This is a genomic window from Frigoribacterium sp. VKM Ac-2530, assembly GCF_015350835.1.
GTDB lineage: Bacteria > Actinomycetota > Actinomycetes > Actinomycetales > Microbacteriaceae > Frigoribacterium.
This window is the reverse complement of record NZ_JADKSE010000001.1, coordinates 993,393-1,005,711: the sequence shown is the minus strand read 5'-3', so window position 1 is coordinate 1,005,711 and position 12,319 is coordinate 993,393. Positions and strand designations below refer to the sequence as shown.

At 73.1% G+C, this 12,319-nt stretch carries 11 protein-coding genes; 4 read left to right on the top strand and 7 right to left on the bottom strand.

The features are described from left to right. Positions 1-32: 32 nt before the first annotated feature. From ITJ48_RS04565 to ITJ48_RS04550, 4 genes are read right to left on the bottom strand one after another with little or no spacing between them, the layout of a single operon-like run. Positions 33-2,282 carry a hypothetical protein gene (locus ITJ48_RS04565; protein WP_194612570.1) on the bottom strand — a complete coding sequence of 750 codons (2,250 nt, stop codon included), beginning with the start codon at positions 2,280-2,282 and terminating at the stop codon, positions 33-35. Beyond that, entirely contained in the window at positions 2,279-3,301 is a 1,023-nt protein-coding gene (locus ITJ48_RS04560; protein ID WP_194612569.1) for a glycosyltransferase family 2 protein, read from the bottom strand. The genes ITJ48_RS04565 and ITJ48_RS04560 overlap by 4 nt, the downstream gene beginning before the upstream one ends. After that, complete coding sequence (locus ITJ48_RS04555) at positions 3,298-3,678, bottom strand: DUF2304 domain-containing protein (protein ID WP_194612568.1); 381 nt, start codon at positions 3,676-3,678, stop codon at positions 3,298-3,300. The genes ITJ48_RS04560 and ITJ48_RS04555 overlap by 4 nt, the downstream gene beginning before the upstream one ends. Further along, positions 3,675-4,412 (bottom strand): glycosyltransferase family 2 protein, encoded by a 738-nt coding sequence (locus ITJ48_RS04550; RefSeq protein WP_194612567.1) that lies wholly within the window; start codon positions 4,410-4,412, stop codon positions 3,675-3,677. The genes ITJ48_RS04555 and ITJ48_RS04550 overlap by 4 nt, the downstream gene beginning before the upstream one ends. Positions 4,413-4,525: 113 nt before the next feature. On the opposite strand from ITJ48_RS04550, the gene ITJ48_RS04545 reads away from it, so the two are divergent. After that, positions 4,526-5,317 (top strand): polyprenol monophosphomannose synthase, encoded by a 792-nt coding sequence (locus ITJ48_RS04545; protein WP_194612566.1) that lies wholly within the window; start codon positions 4,526-4,528, stop codon positions 5,315-5,317. A gap of 15 nt (positions 5,318-5,332) precedes the next feature. On the opposite strand, the gene ITJ48_RS04540 is transcribed toward ITJ48_RS04545, so the two are convergent. The 3 genes from ITJ48_RS04540 to ITJ48_RS04530 are packed head-to-tail and all read right to left on the bottom strand — an operon-like array spanning position 5,333 to position 9,223. Next, positions 5,333-6,661, bottom strand: coding sequence for an O-antigen ligase family protein (locus ITJ48_RS04540; protein ID WP_194612565.1), 1,329 nt, complete (start codon positions 6,659-6,661; stop codon positions 5,333-5,335). Next, complete coding sequence (locus ITJ48_RS04535) at positions 6,658-7,983, bottom strand: O-antigen ligase (RefSeq protein ID WP_194612564.1); 1,326 nt, start codon at positions 7,981-7,983, stop codon at positions 6,658-6,660. Before ITJ48_RS04535 ends, ITJ48_RS04540 begins: the two co-directional genes overlap by 4 nt. Before the next feature lie 43 nt (positions 7,984-8,026). Beyond that, positions 8,027-9,223 carry an acyl-CoA dehydrogenase family protein gene (locus ITJ48_RS04530; RefSeq protein ID WP_194612563.1) on the bottom strand — a complete coding sequence of 399 codons (1,197 nt, stop codon included), beginning with the start codon at positions 9,221-9,223 and terminating at the stop codon, positions 8,027-8,029. 236 nt (positions 9,224-9,459) lie between these two features. Between ITJ48_RS04530 and manA the strand changes: the two genes are divergently transcribed. The 3 genes from manA to ITJ48_RS04515 all read left to right on the top strand — a co-directional run bounded on the left by manA (position 9,460) and on the right by ITJ48_RS04515 (position 12,191). Next, a complete protein-coding gene (gene manA / locus ITJ48_RS04525; protein WP_194612562.1) occupies positions 9,460-10,626 on the top strand; it encodes a mannose-6-phosphate isomerase, class I in 1,167 nt (388 codons plus the stop codon). 66 nt (positions 10,627-10,692) lie between these two features. Then, complete coding sequence (gene galE, locus ITJ48_RS04520; protein WP_194612561.1) at positions 10,693-11,652, top strand: UDP-glucose 4-epimerase GalE; 960 nt, start codon at positions 10,693-10,695, stop codon at positions 11,650-11,652. Between the two features lie 188 nt (positions 11,653-11,840). Beyond that, the gene (locus tag ITJ48_RS04515) at positions 11,841-12,191 is read left to right on the top strand and encodes a WhiB family transcriptional regulator (protein ID WP_194612560.1); all 351 of its coding nucleotides are present in this window, start codon (positions 11,841-11,843) and stop codon (positions 12,189-12,191) included. Positions 12,192-12,319 lie beyond the last annotated feature (128 nt).

Here is a 12,319-nt window from a genome sequence, read left to right as displayed (position 1 = left end):
GAGCGTCCTCAGGTGCTCGCGTCGGGTCTCGGTCACGAGCCGGCCCCGCGCTCGGCGAGCCCACGAGGCCCGTCCGCGCGACCACGACCCCGACCGCGGTCGCGGCGGTCGCAGCGGCGCAGCTCGGCGAGGCCGCCGCCGACGACGAGGAGGAGCAGGCCGGCCACGGCGGCGACGAACGACGCCGTCTGGCCGGGGAGCCGGTACTCGAGCGCGACCGACCACGAGCCGGCGGGGAGCTCGAGACGCAGCCCGGAGCTCGCGGCGGCGGTCACGGCGACGTCGCGGCACCCCTGCCCCGAGTCGTCCACGGGGCACGCCGTCGCCGTCCAGCCCGGGTACCACGTCTCGTTCGCGACGAGGGCGACGGGCTCGTCACCGCTGACGTCGTAACGGAGCTCGCCGGCCGCGTAGGAGACCGGTGCGACGTCGGCCCCGCACGCGCCGCTCGTCACGCACTCGTCGAGGTCGGCGGCGGTCGGGTAGGAGCCGGTCGGTTCCTGGATGAGCAGTCCGGCGGCGCTCCAGAACGCCAGGGCGTCCTCGCGGCTGTCGCCCTCGAAGAGGTCGTCGTTGATCTGCTCGAAGGGCCCGGTCCCCTTGAGGTTCACGTACCCCATCAAGGAGTCCTCGCCGGTGTAGAACGCTCGGCCCCAGATCGTCGCGAGCGCCTGCCCGGGCTCGGCGACGCCCTCGGGCGCCAGTCGCGCCGGGCGCCGGTCGGCATCGGCGGGGACCGACGGGTAGAGGGCCATGAGGTCGTCGACCTCGGCGCCGAACGAGATCTGCTCGACGGCCGCGCGGTCGGACGTCCACGGAGCAGGTGTCGCGAGCGCCGCCGTCACCCCCGAGCCGGCCGCGACGACGACCAGCACGGGGACGACCACGGCAGCCGCCGCACCCCGGCGCACCCACGCCCACACGGCGACGATCGACACGGCCAGGAACGCGTACTGCGTCACCCACCCGATCTCGTCGAAGTCGCCCGCGAGCGCGGCTGCGAGGAAGACTCCCGCCACGAGCACCGTGAGGACGCCCGCGCCCGCGAGTCGCACCAGGTCGCCACGGTCGCCGGTCCGCCCCGTCGTGGGGCGCCGCGCGAGACGGTCGGCGACCAGCGCTGCGAGCACGACGAGCCCGAGCAACAGCATGGGCTTGAAGTCGGACATGGTGAAGCGGCTCAGCGACATGCCCGGCAGGTGCCGGACAGCGTCGTGCCAGGGCCACAGCGGCAGTCCCAGGGCCGCGGCCGCCAGGGTCGCGGCGACGACGGGGGCGACCCGACGCCCCAGCAGCACGACGAAGGGCAGGAGGGCGAACACCGGAGCGGCGAGGAAGAACGAACGCATGGTGACGTCGTTCAGGAGCGTCTCACTCCCGTAGGGGTAGAGGAACGTCCCGATCATCCGCAGGGGGAAGGCGCTCGCGTCGTCGCTCGACGGAGAGCCCACGCCGCGGGTGAGGTACAGGGGGAGGAACCGCAGAGTGGTCATGGCGGCTGCGGCGACGGCGACCACGGCCAGCGGCAGGAGGTACGCGCGGAGCTTGGGCCGGAGCACGAGCTGGGTCACGAGGACGAAGACGCCCCCGACGTAGACCGTCGCCACGAGGATGCCCGGGTAGAACGACAGGGCGCCCTGCCAGAGCACGAGACCGGCGACGAGCCAGCGCCAGAGCCTGTCCCACCGCCAGGAGGCGCTGATGACCAGGAAGATCCACGGCATCCACGCCCACGCCCGGCTGATGTCGAGGTGCGTGGCGTTGCTGAACGGGCCGGCTGCGAAGAACCAGACCGTGAGCCCGAGCACGGCGGGGAGGAACGAGACCCGTGACGACCGCAGCAGGACGTAGACGCCGAGGGCGCCGAACCCGACGTGCAGCGCGGAGAGCACAGCCGAGGCGTGGATGGTCAGGGGCGTCACCAGGGTGAGGAGCCCGACCGGCAGGTACCAGGAGCTGTTCTGCGCGTCGAGCAAGGCGGGGTAGCCGCCCCAGGCGTAGGGCATCCACTGCGGCGGGGAGAGCGCCCCGCCGTCGCGCCACCACGCCCACGCCTCCGTGTTGTACTGGTTGTAGAAGTCCCACTGCGGTGCAGTGGACCCGGACAACCAGCCGTGGAACGTCGCGAGCTCGAGGACGAGCAGGAGGCCGACGACGACCGCCGCGCGGAGGGCCCGCGGCCCGGTCGCCCAGCGTCGGAGGCGCCGTCCGGGGCCCGGGCGGGCCGGGGGAGTCCTGTCGGGGACGGCGCCGACCTCGGTCTCCGTCGTGGGGGCGCTCACACGAACCGCCGAACGGCTGACCAGTAGGCGCGCATCGCCCACTGGAGCACGCCCGCACCACGCGGGAGGGGGAAGACCTGCTGGTCGAGGTGGGCCGTGAGGAGGTGCACGAGGTCACGGTCGGGGACGGTCCTGGCGGCCTGCACCTGCCGCCGGCGGGACTCGACCCAGTCCGAGTTCTCACGGAGCCAGGTACGGGCCCGGCGCTTCTCGGCCGACCATCCCTGGGACCGGGCGACGAGCTCCATGGCGAGGTCGAGCGCAGTGACCGGCAGCCACGTGACGGCTCGCAGGCGGGGCCCGTAGGCCGTGCGGAGGAACACCTGTCGGTTCTTCTCCAGCAGGAACATCTTGAGCGGGTTGCGGCTGAACTCGTAGTGGTGCACGACGACGGCGTCCGGCACGTAGACGACCCGCAGTCCGGCCTGCCAGGTCCGCCAGCTCAGGTCGACGTCCTCGTGGTAGGCGAAGTACTCGTCGGCGAAGCCTCCGAGCTGCGTCCACAGGGCCCGCGACAGGACCAGGCCGGCGCCGGACGCGGACGCGACGTCCGCCTCCTCGGCGTGGGCCGTCGCGGGTTCGCCGAGTCCGCCGGCCCAGCTGAGCCCGACGACGTGCACCGGGTTGCCGGCGCTGTTCATCGTCGAGGGGTCGGAGGCCAGGCGGATGCTGCCGCTCGCGATGCCCACGTCGGGGCGGGCAGCCACCGAGACCAGCTCGGAGAGGGCCTCGCGGTCCACCTCGGCGTCGCTGTTGACGAGGGCGAGCCACTCGCCCTCGGCGGACCGGGCTCCGTAGTTGACCCCGCCGGCGAAGCCGAGGTTGGACTCGGGGACGACCACCCGGAGGCGCGGGTCGGGGCGCAGGTCGCGCACGGCCGACGAGGTGCACCCGTTGTCCACCAGGACGAGGTCGACGTCGACCCCGGTCGACGCGAGCACCGCGTCGACGGCGAGACGGAGCACCGGCTCGTCGCCGAAGGCCAGCATGACGACCGAGACGCGTGGCGTCGTCGTCATGCCCGCGGGTCCCGGCCCGGGGTGCGGACCTCGGCCTCGAGGCGGGCGATGCGCTCGTCCTGGAGCGCGACGTTCTCGGCGAGGGTCCGTGACTTCTCCTCGAGCACGGTGAGCTCGGCGCTGTGCTGCACGGACACGAGGAAGAGGACGACGACCCCGATGAAGAACCCGAGGTTGGTCGGCACCGAGATGCCGATGAGGCTCGCGGTGTTCGTCAGCAGCTGCGGGAAGACCGCGACCAGGAGCGCGAAGGCGCCGGCGACGATCCAGGCGAGCGCGTGGCGCTCGCGCACGCGGCGGCGCCGCAGCATCTCGAAGACGACGAGGAGGACGAGCGCCGCCGACACGATGCCGAAGACGTAGGTGGTGACGGTCATGCGGCAGGGGTGGCTTCCGGGCTGAGGGCGAGGGGCGGGCGCCAGAGGGCGATGACGAGCGCGAGGCAGGCGCGGCCGAGGTACACGGCCGCCTTGACGGGGTCGTGGGACGGCGTGCCGCCAGCTCGGGGCCGCATCGAGACGGGCACCTGCGTGATGCGGCACCCGGCCCTCGCGGCCAGGACGAGCGACTCGACGGTGTCGCCGAGGTACTCGGCGGGGTAGTGGTCGGCGAAGATGGCGACGGCGCGGGGGCCCGCAGCCCGGAAGCCGGAGGTGGTGTCGGTCAGGGGCGTGTGCGCGATGCGGCTCACGACGGTGGCGAGCACCGTCATGGCCCAGCGTCGGGGGCCGCGGGCGTCGTAGTCGCCCTCGCCGGCGAAGCGTGCCCCGATGGCCACGTCGTTCGTCTGCAGCGCCTCGACGAGCGCGGGGACCCCGATCGGGTCGTGCTGGCCGTCCGAGTCGACCTGGACGACGTTGTCGAAGCCGTTCGACCTGGCGAACTTGAAGCCGGTCCGCATCGCGCCGCCGACGCCGAGGTTGAAGGGGAGGTCGACGACGGTCGCGCCCGCGGCACGGGCCACGGCGACGGTCGCGTCGCTCGATCCGTCGTTCACCACGAGCACGCCGACGCCGGGGAGAGTGGCGTAGACCTCGGCGATCACCCCTGCGATCGCCGCCTCCTCGTTGTAGGCGGGCATGACGACGAGCGTCTTCTCGAGGGAGACCATGCTGGGATCGTAACAGCCGGGCGTCCCGCAGCGGGGCCGTGCCGCGACGCGCCGGCGGTCCTCTCGCGGGCACGACCTCTAATGTGGGGGGTCGCTCTCCTGAAAGGCACCGCATGACCCCCCGCCCCCACGCCGGCGCCGGCGCCCTCGTCGTCCTCCCCACCTACGACGAGGTCGAGAACCTCCCGATCATCCTCGGGCGCCTCTTCGCTGCCGTGCCCGAGGTCGACGTGCTCGTCGTCGACGACGGCAGCCCCGACGGCACGGGCGAGCTGGCGGAGCGCATGGCCGCCGACGACGACCGGATCCACGTCGAGCACCGCACCGGCAAGCTCGGACTCGGCTCGGCGTACGTCAAGGGCTTCCGGTGGGGCCTGGAGCGCGGCTACGACTTCGTCATCGAGATGGACGCCGACGGCTCGCACCCGCCGGAGGCGCTGCCCGAGATGATCTCGCGGGTCACGGGGACCGCCCCGTGGACGCCGAGCCTCGCGATCGGCAGCCGGTGGGTGCCCGGCGGCTCCGTCGTGGACTGGCCCGTGTCCCGCCAGCTGCTGAGCCGCGGCGGCAACCTGTACGCCCGCCTCGCCCTGGGCCTGCGCCTCAAGGACGTCACGGCCGGCTTCCGTGTCTACACCCGGGCCGCACTCGCCGCGATGGACCTCTCGAGCATCGACTCCAAGGGCTACTGCTTCCAGGTGGACATGACGCTCCGCACGTTGGACGGCGGCGGTCGCGTCGTGGAGGTGCCCATCGAGTTCCGCGAACGCGAGCTCGGCGAGTCGAAGATGAGCCAGGCGATCGTCGTCGAGGCCATGGCCCGCGTCACCGTCTGGGGCGTGCAGCGACGCCTGGCGACCCTGCTCGGTCGCCGGCCGGGCCCCGACTGGGTCGTCGAGCGCTGACGGCGATCGGGCCGCCTAGCGGTCCGACCCGACCGGGGGGCCCGACAGCCGCGGCAGGCGGGACCGCCACGATCGTTTGCGCGCCGCGATCGTCGCGATCGCGACGAACAGCATGAGCGTGCCCTCGGAGAGGACGAAGCTCTCGGCGAGGGCGGTGACCCCGATCAGCACGAGCACGAGCGCCGGCCAGACGTACGCGACGATCGGGTGGCCGGAGGCGGTGGCCCAGCTCCGCACGAGGGCGAGGGTCCCCGAGACGACGAGCAGCAGCACGCCCACGAGGCCGAGCTGGAGCCACATGTCGAAGAAGGCGTTCAGCGCCGTCGCGTAGGGACGTCCGTCGGGTGCCAGCACGGTGGAGAAGGGGAAGATCTCGGCCGGCCACTGGCCGACGAAGCCCCACCCGGTGATGTCGTGCACGCTGGCGAGGCTCCGGACGCGTGCCCAGAGGAGCGACCGTGCGCTCAGGTCGGAGGCGCCGTCGACGCTCGCGAGCAACGAGTCGCGGAGGGCCCAGGAGACCGCGCCGCCGACCACGACCACGACGGTCAGCACGCTCTGCAGCAGGGGGCGTCGGTGCTCCGGCGCCCGCCGCAGCGTGCGGAGGGCGAGGCCCGCGACGATGAGCACCACCACCGCCAGGGCCGCCACGGGCGAGCGGGCGAACAGCAGCGTCACGGCGGCGAGCACGGCGGAGGCGGCGGCGTGCGACCGGGGGACCGACCGGGTCAGGAACTCGACCACGAAGGTGACGAGGGCGAGCGCAGCAAGGAACCCGAGGTAGTTGCGCGTGCCGGCGAGGCCCTGGATCGGCCCGCCGAGCGCCAGGTCGCCGCGGATGCCGAGGAACCGGATCGGCTGGTCGATCAGCAGGCCCGCGAACACCTCGAGGGACATGGACGCGACCAGGACGATGCGCAGGGCGTCCCCGACGGCACGCACCACCTGCACCAGGTCCCGTCCCAGCGCGAGGTAGAGGCCGAGTGCGCCGAACCCGGCGGCGTAGGCGACGCCTCCCACGGTGACCCAGGTGTACTCGCTCCAGAGCACGCTGATCGCCATGAAGCCGAAGAGCGCGATGAGCGACACCGGCAGGATGCCGTGCCACTCGACGTGGTGCCGGCCGCCGAACAGCGACAGCGCCGCGAGCACGAGCAGCGTCGCGAGCACGGCGACCGCGCCCGGCCAGCCCATCACCGAGCGGATGGCCTGCGTCGAGAACGCGAAGAGCACGATCGCCACCGAGAGCGCCTGGGAGAAGTGGCCGCCGGCGGAGAAGCCGACCCAGGCCGAGAGGTACCGCCGCAGGGGGTCGCGACGTCGCGGGCCGAGCCCGTCGATCACCGGTCGCGGTCCGTCCAGCCGTAGGCGTCCCGTCGCGTGACCACGACGACGACCACGAAGATCGCCCAGCCCCACTCGACGATCAGTCGCGACTCGGTGAGGCCGTGCACGAGGAGGAGGGTGAGGAGCAGCACCGGCAGGAGGTCGAGCGCGGACCACGCCGCCTCGCGTCCCACGCCGAGGACGCGGCGGTCCGTCGCCCAGGACCACGCCCGCAGCAGCACGCCGACGACGACGAGCAGGAAGAGCACGAGGCCGACCCAGCCGAGCTGGAACCAGACGTCGAGGTAGGCGTCGTGCGCCTGCAGGTAGACGACGCCGTTGCGCTCGGCGAGGTCGATGAACGGCTCGGAGATGGGGATCCAGTAGCTGACCCAGCCCCAGCCGACGACGGGGTGCTGCACGCCGAGGTCGAGCACGGCGGACCAGATGTCGGTGCGGCCGGTGAGGTCGCCGCTCCGGCCGGCGAAGGCGAGCAGGGGCTGACGCGCCAGCACGAGGAGCGCCGCCGCGAGCACGGCCAGGACCGCGGCGGCGCCGTAGACCCGCCCGCGTCTCTCGACGGGCGTCGCCCGCAGCCTGGTCACGAGGAGCAGCACCAGGGCGACGGCGACGGCGCAGACGACCGTGGTGGCCGATCGCGTGAGCAGGAGCGCGACGACGGCCGCGGCGATGCCGACCCGGCCGGCGTTCTTCGTCACCTGGCCGGCGGAGAGCTGCACGGCCGTCACCACCAGGGCCAGGAGGGCGAACACGGCGAGGATGTTGCTGTTGCCCTGCAGCCCCTGGATGCGGCCGCCCGTGAACAGCTCGGCCCGCGACCAGAAGAACGCGTCGGGGACGCCGCCCGAGCAGTCGAGGTAGACCGGGCACACCGGCCGGCGCACGAACACGCCGACGACGAGCTCGAAGAGCAGCGAGGCCCCGACGTGCAGCCGGAGCGCCCGTCCCATGGCGACGACGATCGACGGCCAGGGCAGCGTCGACGTGACCGCCACGGCCCCGAGGGTCGTCGCCAGCGTCGCGACGATGCCGATGGCCGAGGCGGCCGGGTACTGCGACCACGCCAGCGAGAGGACGGCGAAGGCGAGCCAGAGCACGAGGAGGCGCGGCAGCGTGCGCACCCGCGGCGGGTGCCGTACGACGACGACCCCCGCGGCGATCACCATGACCCCGCAGACCACGCCCCAGCCCCAGAAGCTCGTCGCGTTGCGCAGCACGTCGCCGCCCAGGAGGACGAGGAAGACGAGCGTGGCGAAGAGCGTGCGGGCACGCTCGGGAGGCGCCGGCGCGGCACGGCGAGCGGGGAGCGTCGTCGTCATGCGGACCAGGCTAGACGACGGCGCCCCCGCGCCGGGCCGGGGCTCAGACGAAGGCGGCCTGGCCGGTGATGCTCCGGCCGACGATCAGCGTGTTCATCTCACGCGTGCCCTCGTAGCTGTAGAGGGCCTCGGCGTCCGCGAAGTGGCGCGCGACGTCGTAGTCGAGCACGATCCCGTTGCCGCCCAGCACCTCCCGGGCGTGCGCCACCGTCTCACGCATCCGGGCCGTCGTGTAGGCCTTGGCCAGCGAGGCGTGCTCGTCGCGCTGCTTGCCGTCGTCGAGCATCTGCGACACGCGGACGACCATCCCGAGGGAGGCGGTGATGTTGCCGATGCACTTGACCAGCAGGTCCTGGACGAGCTGGTGCGCGGCGATCGGCTTGCCGAACTGGATGCGCTCCCCGGCGTAGGCCAGGGCCGCCTCATAGGCGCCGATCGAGTTGCCGACCGCCGCCCAGGCGACCTCGGCCCGGGTGAGCCGCAGCACCGCCGCCGTGTCGCGGAACGAGTTCGCCTGCTGGAGGCGCAGGCTCTCGGGCACCCGGACCCCGTCGAGCACGATGTCGGCGTTCTGCACGATGCGGAGGCTCTGCTTGTCCTCGATCTTGGTCGCCGTGTAGCCGGGGGTCGAGGTCGGGACGATGAAGCCCTTGACCTGGCCGTCCTCGGCGCTCTTGGCCCAGATGATCGTCAGGTCGCTGAAGGTCGCGTTGCCGATCCAGCGCTTCGAGCCGTTCAGCACCCAGTCGTCGCCGTCCCGGGTCGCGACCGTGCGGAGGCCCTGCGCCGAGTCGGAGCCCGAGAGCGGCTCGGTGAGGCCGAAGGCGCCCACGAGCTCGCCGCTCGCCATCCTCGGCAGCCACTCGGCGCGCTGCTCGGGGGAGCCCCCGACGCTGATCGACCCCATCGCCAGGCCGTTCTGGACGCCGACGAAGGTCGCGACCGACGCGTCGACCCTGGCCAGCTCGAGCGCGACCCAGCCGCGGAACACGGCCGAGTTCTCGAACGGACGGGTCTCCTCCCAGGGGAGGGCGAAGATACCGAGGTCGGCGAGCCCCTTCACGATCCTCGTCGGGAACTCCGCCCGGGCCCAGTGGTCGTTGACGATCGGCTTCACCTCCGTCTCGAGGTAGTGCCGCAGGTCGGCCAGCACCGACTTCTCCCGGTCGGTGAGCAGGTCTTCGTACCCGTAGAAGTCGCTGGCGAGCGAGGTGAACGAGGTGAGGGTCGGTGTGGACATCAGGTGGCTCCGTTGCTCCGTGTCGTGGTGGCGACGACGACGCCCGCGCGCCGCCGTCCCGGGTGAGACGCGGCGAGCCTAGGCAGGAGGGCCGGGGGGCGGCAACGAGCTTGGTAGTTTTGACCAAGGCCTCCCGGCCGGCGCGCTCGGCCCTTTGTAGAGGGGCCCCAAGCCCGGCCGCCCGGTCGCCGCGAACGCCGCCCGACGGGCACGACCCACGACACGCTCGGAGAACCATGTTCCTCGCCATCACGAACACCCCGCGCGACTACGCGTGGGGCTCCCGCACCGCGATCTCCGAGCTGCTCGGGCGCAGGCCGTCGGGCAGGCCTGAGGCCGAGCTCTGGCTGGGCGCGCACCCCGGGTCGCCGAGCATCGTCGTGGCGCCCGCCGTCGTGGACGGCGCCGACACCCTGGCCGACTGGTTCGCGGCCGAGCCGGCCCGCGCGCTCGGCCGGGGCCGCACCGAGCTGCCGTTCCTCCTCAAGGTGCTCGCCGCGGACCAGCCGCTGTCGATCCAGGCGCACCCGACGCCCGAGCAGGCCGAGGAGGGCTTCGCCCGCGAGGAGGCGGCGGGCGTCCCCCTGGACGCACCGCACCGCAACTACAAGGACCGGTTCCCGAAGCCCGAGATCATCGTCGCCCTCAGCGAGAGCTTCGACGCGCTCTGCGGCTTCCGCGACCCGGCCGAGACCCTCGCCGACATCGACGCGATCGACGCGGGGACCGGCCGTCTCGCGGCCCTCCGCGGCAGCGTCGCGGCGTCGCTCGAGTCGACGCTGGCCTGGCTCTTCGACGGCTCGGACGAGTCGCGACGGGTCGTCGGGTCGGTCGCCGAGCTGGCGAGGGAGGTCGCCGACCCGAGCCCGAGCACCGCGACCGTCGTCGAGCTCGACCGCCTCTACCCGGGCGACCCCGGCGTCGTCGTGTCGCTGCTGCTCAACCGGGTCTCGCTCCGGGCCGGCGAGGCGCTGTTCCTGCCGGCGGGCAACGTCCACGCCTACCTCGGCGGGCTCGGCATCGAGCTGATGGCCCCCTCCGACAACGTGCTGCGCGGCGGCCTCACCCCCAAGCACGTCGACGTGCCCGAGCTGCTGCGGGTGCTCGAGTTCTCCCCGTTGCCCGTCCCGTGGCTCCGACCCGTCGAGGTCGCCCGCGGGGTCGAGCGCTTCGCCCCCGAGGGCACCGGCTTCGCGCTGCTGCGGGTCGCCGCAGGAGGCGCGGGCGCGGTCGTCGAGATCGGCGGGCCGAGCATCCTGCTCGTCACCGACGGCGAGGTCGACGTCAAGGGACAGGACGGCACCATCCACCTCGCACGCGGCGAGTCCGCCTTCGTGACCCCCGACGAGGTCCGGCTCGCGGTCAGCGGCGGCGGCCTGCTGTGGGTGGCGACGCCCGCCTGACCCGCGCCGCGGCCGCGGCGGTGCCGCGGACCGGGAGGCGCCTCCCCGCCTCGCTAGGCTGACGACATGTCATGGTTGGTCACCGGCGGTGCCGGGTACATCGGGTCCCACGTCGTCCGCGAGCTCACGGGGGCGGGCATGGACGCCGTCGTCCTCGACGACCTCTCGTCCGGCCTCGAGGCGTTCGTGCCGAGCGACGTGCCGTTCGTCCGTGCCAGCATCCTCGACCGCGACGCGGTGGCCGCAGCCCTCGCGGACCACGGCGTGACCGGCGTCGTCCACGTCGCCGGCTACAAGTACGCCGGCGTCTCGGTGCAGCGTCCGCTGCACACCTACGAGCAGAACGTGACCGGCACGCAGGTGCTCCTCGGCGCCATGGCCGACGCCGGGGTCGACCGGGTCGTCTTCTCGTCCAGCGCCGCCGTCTACGGCACCCCGCCGACGGACGTCGTCACCGAGGACACCCCCAAGGCGCCGGCCTCTCCCTACGGCGAGAGCAAGCTGATCGGCGAGTGGCTGCTCCGCGACCAGGCGACGGCCGTCGGCCTCCGGCACACGAGCCTGCGCTACTTCAACGTCGTCGGCTCGGGCTCGCCCGAGCTGTGGGACGCCAGCCCGCACAACCTGTTCCCGCTCGTCTTCGACGCGCTCGCCGCGGGGCGGGCGCCGCGGATCAACGGCGACGACTACGACACCCCCGACGGCACCTGCGTCCGCGACTACGTGCACGTCGCCGACCTCGCCGTCTCGCACGTCGCCGCGGCGCGCCGCCTCGACGCGGGCGAGCCCGTCGAGGCCGCCTACAACCTGGGCTCCGGAGGCGGTGTCTCGGTGGCCGAGATCATGGACGCCGTGCGCGAGGGCACCGGAGTCGACTTCACCCCGGAGATCGGCCCCCGTCGTCCCGGCGACCCCGACCGCATCGTCGCCGACGGCGCCCTGGCGGCCCGCGACCTCGACTGGGAGATGCGCCACACGCTGCTCGAGATGGTGACCAGCGCCTGGGACGCGGCGCCGCGTCCCTGACGCGACGACCGCCTCCTCGGCGGCGACGTCGGCGCTCGCCGCGTCCCGCCCCGACACGCCGGAGCCCGCTTGACCCTCGATGAGGGGTGCAGGGTTTATGGGGTCCGACTTGACGTGGCCGAACTACACCGGTGTAATTGGCTCATCGCAGCCGTCCAGGGAGCGAGCGACACGAGGGGAGATGTGCCATGGCGATCGACGAGAGCCGTGACGACCGAGACCTCGTCGCACCGGTCCGAGCGGGTGTGCCCGACGACTGGCACGTCGACCCGGTGCTGCTGGGCGTCCCCGGCGTCCGTCGGTCCGGCGAGGAGGACGAGGCCCAGCTGTCGTGGCAGGTCGACTCGCTCTGCGCCCAGACCGACCCCGAGGCGTTCTTCCCCGAGAAGGGCGGCTCCACCCGCGACGCGAAGAAGATCTGCGCCTCGTGCGACGTGCGCGCCCAGTGCCTCGAGTACGCGCTGCAGAACGACGAGCGCTTCGGCATCTGGGGCGGCCTGTCCGAGCGTGAGCGCCGCAAGCTCCGCAAGCGGGCCTAGTCCGTTCCCCTGACGTCACCACGGCGCCCGGTCCCCGAGGGGGACGGGCGCCGTCGTCGTCCCGGGCCCTCGACGCTCGCGCGGCTCGGCCGTCATCGGCCCCTCACAGGTAGGGAGGGACCGGCGCG